The 18,594-nt window shown below is 70.7% G+C and carries 11 protein-coding genes; 3 read left to right on the forward strand and 8 right to left on the reverse strand.

Annotated elements, in window-relative coordinates:
• Positions 1-54 precede the first annotated feature (54 nt).
• Together DCW30_RS28080 and nrdR are read right to left on the reverse strand one after the other, a co-directional pair.
• Positions 55-2,958, reverse strand: a complete 2,904-nt coding sequence (locus DCW30_RS28080) for a vitamin B12-dependent ribonucleotide reductase (protein ID WP_062773715.1) — start codon at positions 2,956-2,958, stop codon at positions 55-57.
• Between the two features lie 128 nt (positions 2,959-3,086).
• On the reverse strand, positions 3,087-3,632 hold the full coding sequence (gene nrdR / locus DCW30_RS28085) for a transcriptional regulator NrdR (protein ID WP_062773713.1): 546 nt from the start codon (positions 3,630-3,632) through the stop codon (positions 3,087-3,089).
• Between the two features lie 497 nt (positions 3,633-4,129).
• Between nrdR and lexA the strand changes: the two genes are divergently transcribed.
• Positions 4,130-4,903: a transcriptional repressor LexA gene (gene lexA, locus DCW30_RS28090; protein ID WP_076684202.1), complete on the forward strand. Its 774-nt coding sequence runs from the start codon at positions 4,130-4,132 to the stop codon at positions 4,901-4,903.
• A gap of 122 nt (positions 4,904-5,025) precedes the next feature.
• Here lexA and DCW30_RS28095 read toward each other — a convergent pair whose 3' ends face one another.
• The 5 genes from DCW30_RS28095 to DCW30_RS28115 all read right to left on the reverse strand — a co-directional run bounded on the left by DCW30_RS28095 (position 5,026) and on the right by DCW30_RS28115 (position 13,579).
• On the reverse strand, positions 5,026-6,996 hold the full coding sequence (locus DCW30_RS28095; RefSeq protein ID WP_062773708.1) for an ATP-dependent DNA helicase: 1,971 nt from the start codon (positions 6,994-6,996) through the stop codon (positions 5,026-5,028).
• Between the two features lie 40 nt (positions 6,997-7,036).
• Positions 7,037-9,070, reverse strand: coding sequence for an IucA/IucC family protein (locus DCW30_RS28100; RefSeq protein WP_076684203.1), 2,034 nt, complete (start codon positions 9,068-9,070; stop codon positions 7,037-7,039).
• 70 nt (positions 9,071-9,140) lie between these two features.
• A complete protein-coding gene (locus DCW30_RS28105) occupies positions 9,141-9,869 on the reverse strand; it encodes a GNAT family N-acetyltransferase (RefSeq protein WP_076684204.1) in 729 nt (242 codons plus the stop codon).
• Positions 9,870-9,905: 36 nt separating this feature from the next.
• Entirely contained in the window at positions 9,906-12,074 is a 2,169-nt protein-coding gene (locus tag DCW30_RS28110) for an IucA/IucC family protein (protein WP_418347039.1), read from the reverse strand.
• 95 nt (positions 12,075-12,169) lie between these two features.
• Positions 12,170-13,579, reverse strand: coding sequence for a diaminobutyrate--2-oxoglutarate transaminase family protein (locus tag DCW30_RS28115; protein ID WP_076684205.1), 1,410 nt, complete (start codon positions 13,577-13,579; stop codon positions 12,170-12,172).
• A gap of 510 nt (positions 13,580-14,089) precedes the next feature.
• Here DCW30_RS28115 and DCW30_RS28120 point away from each other — a divergent pair.
• Together DCW30_RS28120 and DCW30_RS28125 are read left to right on the forward strand one after the other, a co-directional pair.
• On the forward strand, positions 14,090-15,319 hold the full coding sequence (locus tag DCW30_RS28120) for a trypsin-like serine peptidase (RefSeq protein WP_205576587.1): 1,230 nt from the start codon (positions 14,090-14,092) through the stop codon (positions 15,317-15,319).
• Between the two features lie 272 nt (positions 15,320-15,591).
• Positions 15,592-16,788 carry a trypsin-like serine peptidase gene (locus tag DCW30_RS28125; RefSeq protein ID WP_076684207.1) on the forward strand — a complete coding sequence of 399 codons (1,197 nt, stop codon included), beginning with the start codon at positions 15,592-15,594 and terminating at the stop codon, positions 16,786-16,788.
• Between the two features lie 102 nt (positions 16,789-16,890).
• Here DCW30_RS28125 and hflX read toward each other — a convergent pair whose 3' ends face one another.
• Complete coding sequence (gene hflX, locus DCW30_RS28130) at positions 16,891-18,381, reverse strand: GTPase HflX (RefSeq protein WP_076684208.1); 1,491 nt, start codon at positions 18,379-18,381, stop codon at positions 16,891-16,893.
• Positions 18,382-18,594: the final 213 nt, after the last annotated feature.

Below are 18,594 nucleotides of genomic sequence, written 5' to 3' on the forward strand. Positions count from 1 at the left end.
GAGACCTCGGTTCCGCCGCCCCGACCGCCGCTCACTCAGCGGCGGTCCACGTCATCAGCTGCAGCCGCTGGTGGAGCCGCAGCCCTCGCAGATGTAGCAGGAGCCCGCCCGCTGCATCTTCGTGCCGCAGGAGAAGCACAGCGGGGCGTCGGCCTGGATGCCCAGCTGCATCTCGACGAGCTCGGCGCTGGTGTGCGCCTGCTGCGGGGCGGCCTTGGCGGACTCGGCCTCGGCCTTCGGCGTGGCGACCGCCTTCAGCGACTCGGACTGCCGCGGAGCCGACTGCGCGAGCGTCTCGACCTCGATCTCCGACTCGTCGAGGGACGGTTCGTACGAACCGGTCTCCAGGTGACGCTGGCGCTCCTCGGCGGAGTGGATGCCGAGCGCGGAGCGGGTCTCGAAGGGCAGGAAGTCCAGCGCCAGGCGGCGGAAGATGTAGTCGACGATCGACTGCGCCATCCGCACGTCCGGGTCGTCCGTCATGCCGGCCGGCTCGAAGCGCATGTTCGTGAACTTCGAGACGTACGTCTCCAGCGGCACGCCGTACTGCAGGCCGACCGAGACGGCGATGGAGAAGGCGTCCATCATGCCCGCGAGGGTCGAACCCTGCTTGGACATCTTCAGGAAGACCTCACCGAGACCGTCGTCCGGGTAGGAGTTGGCGGTCATGTAGCCCTCGGCGCCGCCGACCGTGAAGGAGGTGGTGATGCCGGGACGGCCCTTCGGGAGACGCTTGCGGACCGGGCGGTACTCGACCACCTTCTCGACCGCGGCACGGATCGTGTCCTCGGTCTTCTCGGTGATCTCGGCCTTCTCCTCCTCCTTCTTCTTGGCGGAGAGGGGCTGGCCGACCTTGCAGTTGTCGCGGTAGATGGCGAGCGCCTTGACGCCCAGCTTCCACGCCTCGAAGTAGACCTCTTCGACGTCCTCGACGGTGGCGGTCTCGGGGAGGTTGACCGTCTTGGAGAGGGCGCCCGAGATCCACGGCTGGATCGCGGCCATCATGCGGACGTGGCCCATCGCGGAGATGGAGCGCTCGCCCATGGCGCAGTCGAAGACCTCGTAGTGCTCGGTCTTCAGGCCGGGGGCGTCGATCACGTTGCCGTTCTCGGCGATGTGGGCGACGATCGCCTCGATCTGCTCCTCCTGGTAACCCAGGCGGCGCAGGGCCTGCGGCACCGTGCCGTTGACGATCTGCATCGAGCCGCCGCCGACGAGCTTCTTGAACTTCACCAGGGCGAGGTCGGGCTCGAGGCCCGTGGTGTCGCAGGACATCGCGAGACCGATGGTGCCGGTCGGGGCGATGACGGACGCCTGCGAGTTGCGGAAGCCGTTCTTCTCGCCGAGGCGGATCACGTCCTGCCAGGCCTCCGTGGCGGCGGCCCAGATCGGGGAGTCCAGGTCGTCCATGCGGACAGCCGAGGCGTTGGCGTCGGCGTGCTGCTTCATGACGCGCTTGTGCGGCGTGGCGTTCTTGGCGTAGCCGTCGTAGGGACCGACGACCGCGGCCAGCTCGGCGGAGCGCTTGTACGACGTACCCGTCATCAGGGAGGTGATGGCGCCGGCGAGGGCGCGGCCGCCGTCGGAGTCGTAGGCGTGACCGGTGGCCATCAGGAGGGCGCCGAGGTTGGCGTAGCCGATGCCCAGCTGACGGAAGGCGCGGGTGTTCTCGCCGATCTTCTGCGTCGGGAAGTCCGCGAAGCAGATCGAGATGTCCATCGCGGTGATGACCAGCTCGACGACCTGGGAGAAGCGCTCGGAGTCGAAGGACTGGTTGCCCTTGCCGTCGTCCTTCAGGAACTTCATCAGGTTCAGCGAGGCGAGGTTGCAGGACGTGTTGTCCAGGTGCATGTACTCGCTGCACGGGTTCGAGCCGTTGATGCGGCCGGACTCCGGGCAGGTGTGCCAGGCGTTGATGGTGTCGTCGTACTGGATGCCCGGGTCGGCGCAGGCCCAGGCGGCCTCGGCCATCTTGCGGAAGAGCGACTTGGCGTCGACCTCCTCGATGACCTCGCCCGTCATGCGGGAGGTGAGGCCGAACTTGCCGCCGTCCTCGACCGCCTTCATGAACGTGTCGTTCACGCGGACGGAGTTGTTGGCGTTCTGGTACTGGACGGACGTGATGTCGTCGCCGCCCAGGTCCATGTCGAAGCCCGCGTCGCGCAGGGCGCGGATCTTCTCCTCTTCCTTCACCTTGGTCTCGATGAAGCCCTCGATGTCGGGGTGGTCGACGTCGAGGATGACCATCTTGGCCGCGCGGCGCGTGGCGCCGCCGGACTTGATGGTTCCCGCGGAGGCGTCGGCGCCGCGCATGAAGGAGACGGGACCCGAGGCGTTGCCGCCGGAGGACAGCAGCTCCTTGGAGGAGCGGATGCGGGAGAGGTTCAGGCCGGCGCCGGAGCCGCCCTTGAAGATCATGCCCTCTTCCTTGTACCAGTCGAGGATCGACTCCATGGAGTCGTCGACGGACAGGATGAAGCAGGCGGAGACCTGCTGCGGCTGGGGCGTGCCGACGTTGAACCAGACCGGGGAGTTGAAGCTGAAGATCTGGTGCAGGAGGGCGTAGGCCAGCTCGTGCTCGAAGATCTCGGCGTCGGCCGGCGAGGCGAAGTAGCTGTGGTCCTCCCCGGCCTTGCGGTAGGTCTTCACGATGCGGTCGATCAGCTGCTTGAGGCCGGTCTCGCGCTGCGGGGTGCCGACGGCCCCGCGGAAGTACTTGCTGGTGACGATGTTGACCGCGTTCACCGACCAGAAGTCGGGGAACTCGACGCCACGCTGCTCGAAGTTGATCGAGCCGTCGCGCCAGTTGGTCATGACGACGTCACGGCGCTCCCAGGCCACCTCGTCATACGGGTGCACGCCGGGGGTCGTGTGGATGCGCTCGATGCGCAGACCCTTGCTGGCCTTGGACCCCTTGGCGCGGGAACCTCGTGCCGGGCCGCTCGTCGTCTCGGTCATGCCGCCTCCCTGTTTCAGGCTAAAACGCCCTGAAGTGCCACGTTCTTCCCATGGCACGGATGTGTGTCTGATGTCGCGGGCACCACGAAGGGCACCCTCGACAGGTCTGTGTTGCCGCCTTCGGCCGATCAGTCGGCGGCGGTGGCGGGCACGGGGACTTCGACAGTCCCTCCGGGCCCGCGATCATTCACGACGCGCTCTCCACCCGCGTCGCACGGCTCCGCGTCGAGCCGCTGTTCCCTCAGCTCCCCGATGGCGGCTTCGAAGTCCTCGAGGGAGTCGAAGGCGCGGTACACGGACGCGAAACGCAGATAGGCGACGAGGTCCAGCTCCTGCAGCGGGCCCAGTATGGCCAGGCCGACATCATGAGTGGTGAGCTCCGCGCTGCCGGTGGCACGCACCGCCTCTTCGACCCGCTGGCCGAGCAGGGCGAGCGCGTCCTCGGTCACGGGCCGCCCCTGGCACGCCTTGCGAACGCCGTTGATGACCTTCGTACGGCTGAAGGGCTCGGTCACTCCGCTGCGCTTGACCACCATCAGTGAGCACGTCTCCACGGTCGTGAAACGACGGGAGCAGTCGGGGCACTGGCGGCGCCTGCGGATCGACGTGCCGTCGTCGGTGGTGCGACTGTCGACGACACGGCTGTCGGGGTGCCTGCAGAAGGGGCAGTGCATGGAACTTCCAACCCTCCTTCATGGCACGACTCGTACGCCTCGGAGGAGCTCATGAGCCCCTCGAAGCAGCCCCCAGCATAGGCGATCCCAGGAGTCCCGAAAGACCGGGGACCACTACTTCTGGGCTGCGGATGCAAACTAACCACTACATGTGGGGTTCGGCCACATCTTCCGCCCCTAGCGTGTCGTACCGGCCGGACGGTCGGCGGACGCCGGGAAGCCCCGGACGCGGCACTCGCGGCAGGGGCCCGGTGCGGGGTTGACGGGGCTCCGGATGGCAGTATGGGAGCCCTGCGGAGGGGCTCGCGACCACAGCGGTGAAGCGTACCGTAATGAACCGAATTGCCCTTCGGCCCGAACGTCGGCTATACACCCGGACGCATGATCACGGCAGGTAATCGCCGATTTTTCACTCGAACGTGTGTTTGGCGCAACCTTTCGAAAGCTACTACCGTTGGCTAGCTAGGGAGAGAACATCTCGAGAGGGGCCGACCGAAGTGACCACCACCGCAGACAGCGCCACCATCACTGCCCAGAGCCGACTCGAGCCGGTGCATGCCATGAATGACGCAGTTACGAACCAGGAGGGGCCCACGCCCGCTCGCTCCCTGCCGGGCCGACCTCCAGGCATCCGCGCGGACAGCTCGGGTCTCACCGACAGGCAGCGCAGGGTCATCGAGGTCATCAGGGACTCCGTGCAGCGGCGGGGCTACCCACCGTCGATGCGGGAGATCGGGCAGGCCGTCGGCCTCTCCAGCACCTCCTCGGTCGCCCATCAGCTGATGGCCCTGGAGCGCAAGGGCTTCCTGCGCCGCGACCCCCACCGCCCCCGGGCGTACGAGGTGCGCGGCTCCGACCAGCCGAGCAGCCAGCCCACCGACACCACCGGCAAGCCGGCCGCTTCGTATGTCCCGCTGGTCGGCCGCATCGCCGCCGGTGGCCCGATCCTCGCCGAGGAGTCGGTGGAGGACGTCTTCCCCCTCCCCCGGCAGCTGGTCGGTGACGGCGAGCTCTTCGTGCTCAAGGTCGTCGGTGACTCGATGATCGAGGCCGCGATCTGCGACGGCGACTGGGTCACCGTGCGCCGCCAGCCCGTCGCGGAGAATGGCGACATCGTGGCGGCCATGCTTGACGGCGAAGCCACGGTGAAGCGCTTCAAGCGCGAGGACGGCCACGTGTGGCTGCTCCCGCACAACTCCGCGTACCAGCCGATTCCCGGCGACGAGGCCACCATCCTCGGCAAGGTCGTGGCGGTGCTGCGGCGGGTGTGAGCCTCCGCCTTTGACCGGGCCCCGGAACCAACTGCGCCGGTTCCGGGGCCCTGCTGCGTCCGGGTGAGCCCCCGTGGCCAGTGAGCCCCCGTGGGCCCAGCACGCCTCGCGGGGCCCGGGAGCTACGCCTCGTCCGCCTTCGCCGCGGCGTCGATCGCAGCCAGGGAGCGGCGCACCTGATTGCGGTCGGTCGTGTACCAGAAGTCGGGCAGCGAGGCCCGCAGATAGCTGCCGTACCGCGCGGTCGCCAGACGGGGGTCCAGAACGGCGACCACCCCGCGGTCCCCCGTCGCCCGTACGAGGCGGCCGGCGCCCTGGGCCATCAGCAGCGCCGCATGGGTGGCCGCGACCGCCATGAAGCCGTTGCCCCCGGCCTCGTCGACCGCCTTCTGGCGGGCGCTCATCAGCGGGTCGTCCGGCCGCGGGAACGGGATCTTGTCCATGACGACGAGCTGGCAGCTCGGGCCCGGCACGTCCACGCCCTGCCACAGCGAGAGCGTCCCGAAGAGACAGGTCCGCGCGTCCGCGGCGAAGCCCTTGATCAGCTCGCCGAGCGTCTCCTCGCCCTGCAGCAGGATGGGCATGTCCAGGCGGCCCCGCAGCTCCTCCGCGGCGCTCTGCGCGGCCCGCATGGAGGAGAAGAGGCCGAGCGTGCGCCCACCGGACGCCTCGATCAGCTCGGTCAGCTCATCGAGCATGTCGTCGCGGGTTCCCTCGCGCCCCGGACGGGCCAGGTGCTTCGCCACGTAGAGGATGCCCTGCTTGCCGTAGTCGAAGGGGGAGCCGACGTCCAGGCCCTTCCACACGGGGGCGTCCTCGGCCTCGGCGCCCTCCGGGGCCAGGCCCAGCGACGCGCCCACGCCGTTGAAGTCGCCGCCGAGCTTGAGCGTGGCCGACGTCAGGGTCACCGAGCGGTCGCTGAACAGCTTCTCCCGCAGGAGGCCGGACACGGACATCGGGGCCACCCGCAGCGAGGCGCCGAAGCGGTCGTGTCGCTCGTACCAGACGACGTCCCACTCGGAACCGTTGGTGATCCGCTCCGCCACGTCGTGGATCGACTCCACCGAGGCGAGCGCCTGCTTGCGGACGGCGTCCTCGTCCTGGACGGACTTGTCCCGGGTGGAGCCGAGCGCCGTGATCACCGTGCGGGCGGCGTCCCGCAGCGCCATCAGGGCATAGCCGAGGTCCTCGGGGATCTCCTCCAGGCGGCCGGGAAGGGCGAGCTCCATCAGGCGCTCGAAGCCCTCGGAGGCGGTCTGGAGCTGATCGGCCGCCTTTTCGTTCACGAGCTTGGCCGCGCGCCGCACCGCCCGGTTGACCTGCCCCGGCGTGAGCTCGCCCGTGGCGACACCGGTGACCCGGGACACCAGCTCATGGGCCTCGTCCACGATCAGCACCTCGTGCTGCGGCAGGACGGGGGCGCCCTCGATGGCGTCGATCGCGAGCAGCGCGTGGTTCGTGACGACGACGTCGGAGAGCTTGGCGCGCTCGCGGGCCGCCTCCGCGAAGCACTCCGCTCCATAGGCGCACTTCGAGGCGCCCAGGCACTCCCGCGAGGAGACCGATACCTGGGCCCAGGCCCGGTCGGACACACCGGGGGTGAGGTCGTCGCGGTCACCGGTCTCGGTCTCGTCGGCCCAGTCCCGCATCCTCAGCAGGTCCTGGCCCAGCTTGCTGGTGGGTGCGGCCGCCTCGAACTGGTCGAAGAGGCCCTCCTCCTCGTCCTGCGGCACGCCTTCGTGCAGGCGGTGCAGGCACAGGTAGTTCGAGCGGCCCTTGAGCATCGCGAACTGCGGGCGGCGGCGCAGCAGCGGGTGCAGCGCGTCCACCGTGCGCGGCAGGTCCCGCTCCACGAGCTGCCGCTGCAGGGCGAGCGTGGCCGTGGCGACCACCACCCGCTCCCCGTGCGCCAGGGCGGGCACCAGGTAGCCCAGGGACTTGCCCGTGCCGGTGCCGGCCTGGACCAGCAGATGGGAGCCGTCGTCGATCGCGGCGGCCACGGTCTCGGCCATGGCCACCTGGCCGGGCCGCTCCGTGCCGCCGACGGCGGCGACGGCGGCGTGCAGGAGCTCGGGGAGGGAGGGCTTCGTCATAGCGCGACCACCCTACGGTGCCCCACTGACAATCCCGCGATCACGGCTGGTGCAGGGGGTTGGGCACCGTTCCGTGGACGGCGGCGTGCGGGCGCTGCGGACGGTCGCGGTAACCGTCGAGATGGAGGCGGTTCCGGTTGAGGCACAGCCGCTCGATACGCGGTGTGAGCAGGTCGAACATCGTGTACCGCTCCTTGAGCTCCGGGGCGCGCGCCTGGTGCCGCAGGATCTCGGCGCGCACGGCCTGCCAGAAGGCGGCCTCGCTGACGCCCAGGTGTTCCTCGCTCAGCGGCGCGAGATAGCGGAAGACCCCCACGAAGAGCCCGGAGTGGATGAACTGGGTGAGGAACGCGGGCGGCTCGGTCAGCAGGACCTCGCGCACGTCGTCGGGCATCGAGTCCTGCTCGGGCAGCGGCACGGAACTCACGTTGACGTCGTCCACGAAGTCCTTCACGGCGAGCCGGACGGGCACGTCCCTGTGGTCGAAGACGACGATGGCGTTCTCCCCGTGCGGCGAGAAGACGGTGCCGTAGCGGTACAGGAAGTGCAGCAGCGGGGGCAGCAGCGCGGCGAACAGCCGGCGCAGCCAGACCGTGGGGGTCAACCCCGAGCGTTCGACGAGTTCCGCCACGAAGGCCCGGCCCTCGGGGTCGGTGTGCAGGAGGGAGGCGAGCGTACGCGCGCGTTCGCCGGGGGCGAGGTATCGCGTGATCGGTTCGCGCCAGATGGCGCCGAGCAGCTCTCTGTACTGGTACGGAACCTCCGGCAGCCCGTCGTAGACCGGGTGCTCGACGGCGACGGACGCCACCTCGCCGAGGAGGATCACCCGGCACTCGTCGCGCAGGAAGGGGTCGGCGTCGCGCAGGGAGTGCATCCACGCCGTGACGGCGGGTGCCGCGATCGTGCGTTCGGTGGGGAGGCCTCGCCACACCAGGGTGTTCAGGACCGACAGCGGCAGTTTCACGGAGTGGCGGTCCGGCCGGGAGGTGTTCAGGAACGTGCGGATGGACTGCTGCGGCAGGCGCAGGTCGCCGTCGCTACCCAGCGGGACGATGGCGTCGGCGGCGACGGAGGGGGCGAAGAGCGGCAGCACGGTCTCGTCCCACTGCCAGGGGTGCACCGGGAGGTACAGGTAGTCACCGGGATCGAGTCCACGCGCGCGGAGTAAGTCCTCGAACGTCTCCCGGGTGGCGGCGCTGAGCTCGCGGGCGTAGAGCTGCTGGGCGGTGTCCAGGCCGGTGACGCCCCGGTAGACGGCGAGGTCGGTGCGGACCGCTATCCAGGGAAGCGCGGTGGGACGGCGTGCCTCGGGAGCCCAGCGGTCGGTGTCACTCGCCGAGAATCCGATGCGCCCCTTGTTGAGGATCAACCAGGGGTGTCCGGTCTGGTGCCCCTCGAGTTCCGCGTACCCGAGGTCGGCGAGCCGCGCCGCGGAGAGCGCGGTGTGATCTATCCGGGTGTCGGAGCAGAGCGTGAAGCTGAGCTCGCGGACGAGGTGGCCGAGTGTGGCGCCGTCCAGCCCCAGTGTGCGGCGGGCCAGCACGAGGAACCGGATCGGGTCGTTGAAGGGGCGTGCTTCGCCGTCCCCCTCGGCCAGGGCGAGGCTGCCCGGGTCCACGTACCAGCTCCCGTACGAGCCGCGGCGGGCCCGGAAGGAGAGCCAGCCGCCGCGGTCCGCGCCGATCATCGCGCGAGCCTCCGGCGATGCGGTGACCCCGGCCTGTGTCCCCGCTTGGACCTGGGTGTCCGCATGGGCCTGAGTGTCCGCATGGGCTTGGGTGTCCGCTTTGGCCGCCGCGGTGAGTTCGTCCGCCCCGGCGGGGTCGATGCGGAGGCGGTAGGAGGAGACACCGTGGCTCGCGCCGGGGGCCGACCCGCCCTCCTCGACCGGCACAGGACATATGGTCCCCTCGCCCGGGAGGGGAAGCACGGGCTCCTCGACCGGCTCGGGCCGGATGATCTCCTCGTACGCGAACTCACCGATCATCTTCGCCAGCAGTCGGCGGCCGGCCCTCTGCCATCTGCCCCGGGTCAGCTCGGGTGGGTCGTACAGCGCCGCGGCGGGGCCGGACATCGGGCTGTCGGACGGATTCGGCACGGGAACTCCTACGAGAGGGAACCGGATCGGGTCGAGCGGAGTTGCACTAAACGTGACCGGGCCGTAGCACTGCGCGCAGGGCCCGGTCGGTGATCATCAGGGCCGCCCGCTTGTCGGGGAGATCCACTTCGGCGGAGAAGCGGAAGCCGGCGCTGAGGAAGGCTGAGACGGAGGGGGTGTTGCGCAGGTCGGGTTCCGCCACGACGCGTGCGCAGGCGGGGCGGTGTTCGAAGACCAGATCCACGACGGCTCTGAGCAGTGAGGTGCCGAGGCCCTGGCCGCGGTGGGCGACACCACCGATGAGGAGGTGGACCCCGGTGTCGTGCGGGCGTGCGGGGTAGTGGCGTGCCAGCGGGTCGAGGTCCGCCCGGTAGATCTCCCAGTAGCTCATCGGTGTGCCGTCGAGGACGCCGAGACAGGGGACACTGCGCCCGTCTCCGTCGAGCTGGGGACGCAGATGGGCCTCGGTCACGGCCTCGGGGCCCGCGAGTTCCCAGAAGGCCGAGACGGCGGGGTCGTTCATCCACCGGCTGATCAGCGGCAGATCGCGTTCGAGGCGGACGGGTACGAGCTGGAAGACACCGACGGCCGAGGTGGTCGGGCCCCAGTCGGCGACACGGTCGAGGAGGTCGTCCACCGCGAGGATGCCGGCGCCGGTGTCGGCCGGCAGCGAGGTCAGCTCTTCGGGCAGGCGCAGATCGAGGGTGTCCGCGCCATCGGCGGCGGCCGCTGCGGATCCGACTCCCGCGTCGGTGCTCGCATCGGGAGGAGGCACGGCATCGCTCCTGTCAGAAGAAGTACGGCATGGCTCTCAGGAATGCGGCGGGTGGAGGGGATTGGTGATGGTGACGTAGACGGACTGCGTGTCGACGGGGCCGACGAGCTCGTCGAGTCCGTGCAGCCGGGTCAGGAGGTTGGCCTTGCACCGCAGCACGGGTGAGTCGAGCAGCGTCGCGGGCAAGGAGGTGCACAGGCTGTCGGGCCCCGAGGCGACGTCGCCGAGGAAGCGGCGGAAGGCGGCGAGCAACAGGCGCTCGTCGGCGAGGCGTTCGGCGCCGAAGGCTCCGATGAGGCCGAGGACGTTGTTGATGCCGAGGTAGTAGGCGAACCGCTCGTCCGTCACCCCGTCGGAGACGAAGGTGTCGCTGTGCCGGCCGATGCCGGGAAGCCGCTTCTCCAGTTCGGCGCGCCGGGACTCGCGGAAGTAGTAGCCCTGGTTGTCGCGGTAGCGGCCGCCCACGGGCCAGCCGTCGGGGTCGAGCAGGATGATCGTGTTCTGCTGGTGGGCCTCCAGGGCGACGCCCGCCTCGCTGTCCAGCCAGAGCACGGGGCGGACGACGGTCTTGAGGTAGCGCAGGAACCACTCGGCGGCGACGGCGCCGCGTGGCCGGCCCGTCTGCCCGGCGAGCCTGGTGACGATCTCGGCGAGCCGCGAGCGCATCGGCTGGTGGTCGTGGTCCACGTGCCGACCGGAGGGCCGGGGCGAGACGAGCCCGGCCACGCAGGTGGCGTCGTCGCCGGGGCCGAAGGGATTGTGCCGGATCATGACGTCGAGTCCGGGGACGGGTGCGCCGTCCGGTCCCGTTGCGGCGAGCCACGCGGGGTCGCGGATCACGTCGAAGCCGGGGTGGACCGCCTGCCACTGCTCGGCCAGACCGGTGCGGAGCAGACGGTGGACCTCGACGCCGCGGTGGAGTTCCTTGCGGAGGTTCTCGCGCCGGGAGTTGGTGATGCGCAGGCCCAGCGAGAGCTTGAGCATGGCGGGCGCGTCGGAGCGGTAGAGGGTGCGCACGGAGGAGGTGGGGTGCCAGGGGCCGCCGTGCGGTCCGAGGTCCTGGAGCAGTCCGGCGTCGAGGAGTTCCGCGGCGGCGGGGCGGTGCCGCAGCTCGCGGATCTGCCAGGGGTGGACGGGCAGGGCCGCGCGGCCGTCCGGCAGTGGCAGTCCCGGGCCCGCGAGCCGTGCGGTGAGCTGGGCGGCGGGGACGGTGCGGCCCCGCTCGGTCCAGGCCGAGTCCGAGGCGAGCACGGACGGGTCGACGGCGAGCCAGTGCAGGGCGAAGGCGCCGCGCGATTCCGGTGAGTACAGACGGTTCTCGGTGTCGGACAGACCCTCGCGGCTCTTGGGGGTCGGATGGAGGGGGTGCCCGAGGAGCAGGGACTGTTCCGCGGTGAGGAAGAGGTCGGGCTCATCGCCCGGGTTGCCGCGGCGGTAGGCGATGAACTGGGCGGTACGCCGCACGGAGTCGGCGACCCGGCCGACCAGGTCGGCACCGTCGGTCTCCGCGGCCTCCGGGGTCGCGGAGGCCGCGGGCTTGTCGGCGGTGGTGGCTGAGAGGCCAGCTGCGGCCGCGGCTGCGGGGCCGGTTGTGGCCGCGGGGTCAGCTGCGGCCGTGGCTGCTGTGGCTGCGGAGTCGGTTGTGGCTGCGGAGCCAGCCGTGGCCGAGGCGTCATCCGTGGCCGAAGGACCAGCCGCAGGCGAGAGGCCAGCCGTGGCCGAGAGGCCGGCCACGGCCGTGGAATCCTCCGCCCTCGCGGCTGCCGCCTCCCGGCGAGCCGTCTCGCGGCCCAGCAGCGCGGCGACGGTCACCGCGTCGACGGGAGGGGCGCCGACCGGGCCGTCCTCCAGGTGCGGCAGGCCGAAACGGTGCCAGCCGGTGGCCGACCAGTAGTGCACGGGGACGAGCAGGGCCGTGCCGCTCGCGGCGAGCGGCACGCGCAGGGTGCCGCGCTCGGGTGCGGGGAGGCCGTTCTCCCGCACCCAGCAGCGCAGCAGGTTCTCCACGGCCGCGGCCTGCGCGGCGACGTGCGGGGAGGGGTGCTCCAGCAGGTCGGCCGAGGCGCCGTGCAGGTGCTCGGCCGCTTCGCCGCCGCCCATCTGCCGGGGGACCGAACCGGACTCCGCCACCCGCGAGGACGGAGTGCCGCACGCGATGGGGGCCTGGGGGTGGGAGCGGCCTTCGGAAGCGGGAGTGGCATTCACAGGGGGTTCCTTGGGAAGTGGGTCGAACTCCAGGGGCGACGGGGCCGAGAGGGACCCGGGCTCATGGCAGCCGGAACGGCCCGGGCCCCTCTCGGCTATCCGTGGTCGTGGCGTGCCACGGCGGCCAGCGCGTCGGCGAGGCGATCGAGGACCGCTGTCGCCTGTTCGTCCGTGATGGTCAGCGGGGGGAGCAGCCGTACGACGCTGGAGTGACGGCCGCCCAGCTCGACGATGAGCCCACGCCGCAGGCACTCGCGCTGCACAGCGGCGGCCAGCTCCGGCGCCGGTGGGCGGGGCCGGGCGACGGGCGGGAGTCCGTCGATGCCTTCGACGCGCGAGCCGTGCTCGATCTCGGCCTCGGCCGTGCCCTCGGGCAGTCCGCGGTCGCACCGCGCGTCCACCAGCTCGACGCCGATCATCAGCCCCCGGCCGCGGACCTCGCCCACGCAGGGGTGGTCGACGGCCAGTGTCCGCAGCTGGGCCAGCATGCGGGCGCCGAGGGTGGCAGCGCGTTCGGCGAGGCCGTGTTCCCGTACGTACGCGAGGGTCGCCGCGCCGGCGGCCATGGCGAGCTGGTTGCCGCGGAACGTGCCCGCGTGGGCGCCGGGCGGCCAGAGGTCCAGGTCGTCGCGGTAGACCACGACGGCCAGCGGCAGGCTGCCGCCGATCGCCTTCGAGAGCACCATCACGTCCGGCACGATGCCGCTGTGCTCGACGGCCCAGAACGCTCCGGTGCGCCCGACCCCCGTCTGCACCTCGTCCACGATCAGCGGGATGTCGCGCGCGGCGGTGATCTCGCGCATGCGGCGCAGCCAGCCGTCCGGCGCGGGCAGGACGCCGCCCTCGCCCTGGACCGGTTCGAGGATCATGCCCGCGGGCGCGGGGACGCCCGACTTGGTGTCGTCGAGGAGGTTCTCGGTCCAGCGTGCGGACAGTTCCGCGCCACCCGCCCCGCCGAGGCCGAACGGGCAGCGGTAGTCCTGTGGGTAGGGCAGGCGGGTGACGCGGACGCTCGGCGCGGCGCCGGACACCTCCAGCGCTCCGGCCGTCATCCCGTGGTAGGCGCCGGTGAAGGCCAGCATGCTGTCGCGGCCCGTGGCCGCGCGGACCAGTTTCAGCGCCGCCTCCACCGCGTCCGTCCCCGCGGGGCCGCAGAACTGGATGCGGGCGCGCTCGGCGAGGCCGGGCGGCAGCGTGCGGAACAGTTCGCTGGTGAAGTCGTCCTTGACGGGCGTCGCCAGGTCGAGGACGTGCAGCGGCGCCCCGGAGTCGAGGACCTGCCTGATCGCTTCGAGCACCACGGGGTGGTTGTGTCCGAGGGCCAGGGTCCCGGCGCCCGAGAGGCAGTCGAGGTAGCGGCGGCCGTCGGCGCCTTCGATGGTCATGCCGCGCGCCCGCACCGGCACGATCGGCAGGGCGCGCGCGTAGGTCCGCGCGGCCGATTCCCGCGCGGACTGCCGTCGTAGGATGCCTTCCTGCCCGCCTTCTTGATGAGACGGAGCCATCGGCTGCGGTGAGGACGGCGGTGCGAAGGGTGCTCTCGGTCCGGGAGGTGCGTGCGTTCCGGAAGTCGCTCGCGCTCCGGAGGGGGCTTGCGTTCCGGAGGATGCTGCGGACGCCGCCGCGGGCGCAGGCTCGATCACGGCCACGACTGTTGGTCCTCCCGCTGGGGACGAGCGCGTCCCGGCCGGGCGGCTCCGGGGAGCCCCCAAGTGGCCGGACGGGCAGACGACTTGGCAGGGGGATGAACGCAGGCTGCGGCTCCCCCGTACGTAACAACGACGGTGACCCCGGTCGGGGCACGGGGGTAATCGGAAGATCTTGCCGTTGCGGAACCGTTGCCCTCCTGTCGGCAGTCCCCCAAGTCACCGGCATAGTGTGGGGGCCGTTCATCGGCCAAAGGCACGTGACGATTCCCGGCCAAAGGGGGCGTTCGCGCCGGCGGGACGGGTGCCCGCACCCCCCGATGACCAGCACTTCCGTACTGATTTACGAGGCCCAGGGGGAAACTCTCGATGCGACCCATACGTCCGCTCCTCACCGCACGGAACGGGAGGAGCACGCGCCACCGCACCTCCCCCGTCGCGGCCGCTGTGGCGCTCGGCGCGGCGCTCGTGCTGACCGCCACGGCCTGTGGTCCCACCGAGGACAACGCCGGCGGCGACTCGTCGTCGTCGCAGGCCGACGGCAGCAACGGCGACAAGTTCGAGATTCCGGCCGATCTCAAGGACAAGCTCAAAGAGCACGGCATCGACCTGGACAAGTGGGAAGCCGGCGGCTGGAAGAACTTCGACAAGGACAAGTGGCTGCGCGAGGCCGGTGAGTTCGTCAACCCGATCATCGAGGACCTCTGGGACCCCGACCGGATGCGGGACGCCGACAAGAACCCGGACCGGGGCGTCGACGACAACGACATCTCCGGTGACCAGGGCGTCACCGACCCGACGCCCGAGCCCGTGGAAGCGGCCGCGGTGAAGACGCCGTACCACGACCGGTCCCCCGCCTCGGGCAAGCTCTTCTTCGACGGCCCCGACGGTTCGATGGTCTGCTCCGCGACCGTGGTGAAGGACCCGGCCAACCCCGGCAAGTCCAACATGGTGTGGACCGCGGGCCACTGCGTGCACGCGGGCGCCAAGGGCGGCTGGTACCGCAACATGATCTTCGTCCCCTCGTACAACAACAGCGGCAAGTCCGCCGCGGAGCTGCAGAACGCGCCCAAGGAAGAGGTCGCCCCGTACGGCGTCTGGTGGGGCGACTGGGCACAGACCTCCGACCAGTGGATCGAGCGCGGCGGCCCGACGGGCGGTGCCGGCGCTCCCCATGACTTCGCGGTCATGCACGTGAAGCCCGAGAAGGGCAGCGAGGGCAAGTCGCTGGAGGAGACCGTCGGTTCGGCCCTCCCCGTGGACTTCGACGCCCCGGCCGTGCCGCAGGTCAAGTCCCTGACGGCCACCGGTTACCCGGCGGCGCCGCCCTTCGACGGCCAGAAGCTGTTCCAGTGCGCCGACAAGCCCGGACGGCTCTCGCTCAGCAAGTCCGAGCCGACGATGTACCGCGTCGGCTGCACCATGACCGGCGGTTCCTCCGGTGGCGGCTGGGTCGCGCCCGGTCAGGACGGTAAGCCGGCCCTGGTGTCGAACACCTCCATCGGCCCGGTGACGGCGGGCTGGCTGGCCGGGCCGCGCCTCGGCAAGGAGGCCGAGGGCATCTACGAAGCGGTCAGCAAGAAGTTCGCCGACCAGTAGTCACCGCGGAGCGACCGCCGACCGCCGCCGAGCGGCCAGTAAGTCACCCGGAGCGACCGCCGACCCGCCGCGAGTGGTCGGCGACCGCTCCGGGGAACCGCTTGCCGCTCACTCGCCGTACGGCGGCGGGTTCGCCGGAAACCTTCACGACCCCGCCGCTGTTCGTCCCCCACCTCACAGGCATAGTGAGGTGTTGCGTCGTCCGGGGCACCTCGGGCCGACATATGACACGTACATGGCAATCACACGTTCCATACGGGGGTACCTGCACCATGCGTTCCACTCGTGCGCCGTTCGCGCGCAGCCGTGGACGGCGCGTCGCGCTCGCCGCCACCGGGCTCGCCGCGACCCTGGCGCTCACCGCCACGGCCTGCGGCCCGAGCGAGGACACGGCCGGTGGCTCGTCGAGCGCCGCCGAATCCGACGGGTCCGGCTCCGACTCCAAGCTGCCGGACAGGCTCGCCGACAAGCTCAAGAAGCACGGCATCGACCCGGACCAGTGGGAGAACGGCGGCTGGAAGAACTTCGACAAGGACAAGTGGCTGCGCGAGGCGAGTGACTTCGTCAACCCGGTCATCAAGGACCTGTGGAAGCCCGAGCGGATGAAGGACGCGAAGGACCCGAACAAGACGATCGCGTCGAAGGACGCGGCCGCCGACCAGGGTGCCACCGATCCGGAGCCGACGCCGGTCCGGGCCAAGCCCGAGAAGACGCCGTACCACGAGCACGCCGCGCCGGTCGGCAAGATCTTCTTCGACTCCCCCGAAGGCTCGATGGTCTGCTCGGGCACCGTCGTGAAGGACCCGCGCAACCCCGGCAGGTCCAACCTGGTGTGGACCGCCGGCCACTGCGTGCACGCGGGCAAGAACGGTGGCTGGTACCGCAACATCGCCTTCGTGCCCTCATACAACGACCTCGGCAAGTCCGAGGCCGAGCTGGGCGACGCGGCCCCGCAGGAGATCGCCCCCTACGGCCAGTACTGGGCCGACTGGGTCTCGACCTCCAACGAGTGGATCAACGAGGGCGGCCCGACGGGCGGCGCCGGCGCGACGCACGACTACGCCGTGATGCACGTGAAGCCGGAGCAGGGCGGCAAGTCCCTGGAGGAGACCGTCGGCAACGCGCTCGATGTCGACTTCTCGACCCCGGCCACGCAGAGCGTCGGCTCGATGGGCGCCTGGGGCTACCCTGCCGCTCCGCCCTACAACGGCCTCATGATGCACAAGTGCGTGGACAAGCCCGGTCGTCTCTCGCTGTCGCCGTCCCTGCCGACGATGTACCGCATCGGCTGCACCATGACCGGCGGTTCCTCCGGCGGCGGCTGGTTCCGCATGGTGAACGGCAAGACGCGGCTCGTCTCGAACACCTCGATCGGCCCGGCCGAGAACACCTGGCTCGCGGGCCCGCAGCTCGGCAAGGGCGCCGAGCAGGTCTACGACATGATGAGCGAGAAGTACGGCTCCCGGTAGCCGCCCCTCGTGCCCGTCACACCTGATACGGCTTGATACGGCGAAGGCCCGCCCCTGCGAGAGGGGCGGGCCTTCGTCATGTCCGGCTGGTGCGGGGTGCGCTCAGTGCGCGGCCGGAACATACGGATTGAGCTCCGCGGCGAGTTCCTCGTGCACCCGCGCCTTGAGCAGCGTGCCCTCGCCGGTGTGCTCCTCGGAGAGCACCTCGCCCTCGGCGTGCGCCCGCGAGACGAGCTGGCCGTGGGTGTACGGAACGAGGGCCTCGATCTCGACCTCGGGCCGCGGCAGCTCGACGTCGACGAGCGCGAGGAGCTCGTCGATGCCGGCGCCGGTGCGCGCGGAGACCGCGATCGCGTGCTTCTCATTGCGCAGGAGCCGCTGGAGGACCAGCGGGTCCGCCGCGTCCGCCTTGTTGATCACCACGATCTCGGGCACTTCGGTGGCGCCCACGTCGCGGATGACCTCGCGCACGGCGGCGAGCTGCTCCTCCGGCACCGGGTGCGAACCGTCCACCACGTGCAGGATGAGGTCGGAGTCGGCGACCTCCTCCATCGTGGAGCGGAACGCCTCGACGAGGTGGTGCGGCAGATGCCGCACGAACCCGACGGTGTCGGCCAGGGTGTAGAGCCTGCCGCCCGGCGTTTCCGCCCGGCGCACGGTCGGGTCGAGGGTGGCGAACAGCGCGTTCTCCACCAGGACGCCCGCGCCCGTGAGGCGGTTGAGCAGCGAGGACTTGCCGGCGTTGGTGTAACCGGCGATGGCGACCGAGGGCACCTTGTTGCGCCGGCGCTCCTGGCGCTTGATGTCGCGGCCGGTCTTCATCTCCGCGATCTCCCGGCGCATCTTCGCCATCTTCTCGCGGATGCGCCGCCGGTCGGTCTCGATCTTGGTCTCACCGGGACCACGCGTGGCCATGCCGCCACCGCCGCCGCCACCCATCTGCCGGGAGAGCGACTGGCCCCAGCCGCGGAGCCTCGGCAGCATGTACTGCATCTGTGCCAGGGCGACCTGCGCCTTGCCCTCTCGGGACTTGGCGTGCTGGGCGAAGATGTCGAGGATCAGGGCGGTCCTGTCGACCACCTTGACCTTGACGACGTCTTCGAGGTGGATGAGCTGGCCGGGGCTCAGCTCACCGTCGCAGACGACGGTGTCGGCGCCGGTCTCGAGCACGATGTCCCGCAGTTCGAGGGCCTTGCCGGAGCCGATGTACGTCGCCGGGTCCGGCTTGTCGCGGCGCTGCACCACGCCGTCGAGCACGAGTGCGCCCGCGGTCTCCGCGAGAGCGGCCAGCTCGGCGAGGGAGTTCTCCGCGTCGTCCACGGTTCCGGAGGTCCACACTCCGACGAGGACCACGCGCTCCAGGCGGAGCTGGCGGTACTCGACCTCGGTGACGTCCTCGAGCTCGGTGGAGAGGCCCGCGACACGGCGCAGGGCCGCGCGCTCGGAGCGGTCGAGCTGGTCGCCGTCACGCTCTCCGTCGATCTCGTGGCTCCAGGCGACGTCCTCTTCCATCAGGGCATCGGCCCGAAGACCTTCGGGGTAGTTCTGCGCGAAGCTCTGTACGTCCTGGGAAGGGGAAGAAGAGGAGGTCATTGGATCCTTACGTCGATTCGTCGATACGCCGGTGAAGTGCGGACGGATCGCGGGACCCGTCGCAGTCGACAACGCCCGAGGCGGCCCGGACATTCCCGAGGCCGGGCCTGGCGGACCCTGAGATACCCCCGAGGGGATGTCCCTGAGCCCGGACCGGCCCGCCGCGCCGTCGACCTGAAGATGGTTGCACGGCACGGCCCGTCTCGTCATCCG

The sequence above is a fragment of the Streptomyces alfalfae genome, from assembly GCF_004127445.1.
Classification (GTDB): Bacteria; Actinomycetota; Actinomycetes; order Streptomycetales; family Streptomycetaceae; genus Streptomyces; species Streptomyces alfalfae.

Coding starts and splice junctions, on each gene's coding strand:
- DCW30_RS28080 (WP_062773715.1), bottom strand. CDS start 2,958: ATGACCGAGACGACGAGCGGCCCGGCACGAGGTTCCCGCGCCAAGGGG.
- nrdR (WP_062773713.1), bottom strand. CDS start 3,632: ATGCACTGCCCCTTCTGCAGGCACCCCGACAGCCGTGTCGTCGACAGT.
- DCW30_RS28095 (WP_062773708.1), bottom strand. CDS start 6,996: ATGACGAAGCCCTCCCTCCCCGAGCTCCTGCACGCCGCCGTCGCCGCC.
- DCW30_RS28100 (WP_076684203.1), bottom strand. CDS start 9,070: ATGTCCGGCCCCGCCGCGGCGCTGTACGACCCACCCGAGCTGACCCGG.
- DCW30_RS28115 (WP_076684205.1), bottom strand. CDS start 13,579: ATGGCTCCGTCTCATCAAGAAGGCGGGCAGGAAGGCATCCTACGACGG.
- DCW30_RS28120 (WP_205576587.1), top strand. CDS start 14,090: ATGCGACCCATACGTCCGCTCCTCACCGCACGGAACGGGAGGAGCACG.
- DCW30_RS28125 (WP_076684207.1), top strand. CDS start 15,592: ATGCGTTCCACTCGTGCGCCGTTCGCGCGCAGCCGTGGACGGCGCGTC.
- hflX (WP_076684208.1), bottom strand. CDS start 18,381: ATGACCTCCTCTTCTTCCCCTTCCCAGGACGTACAGAGCTTCGCGCAG.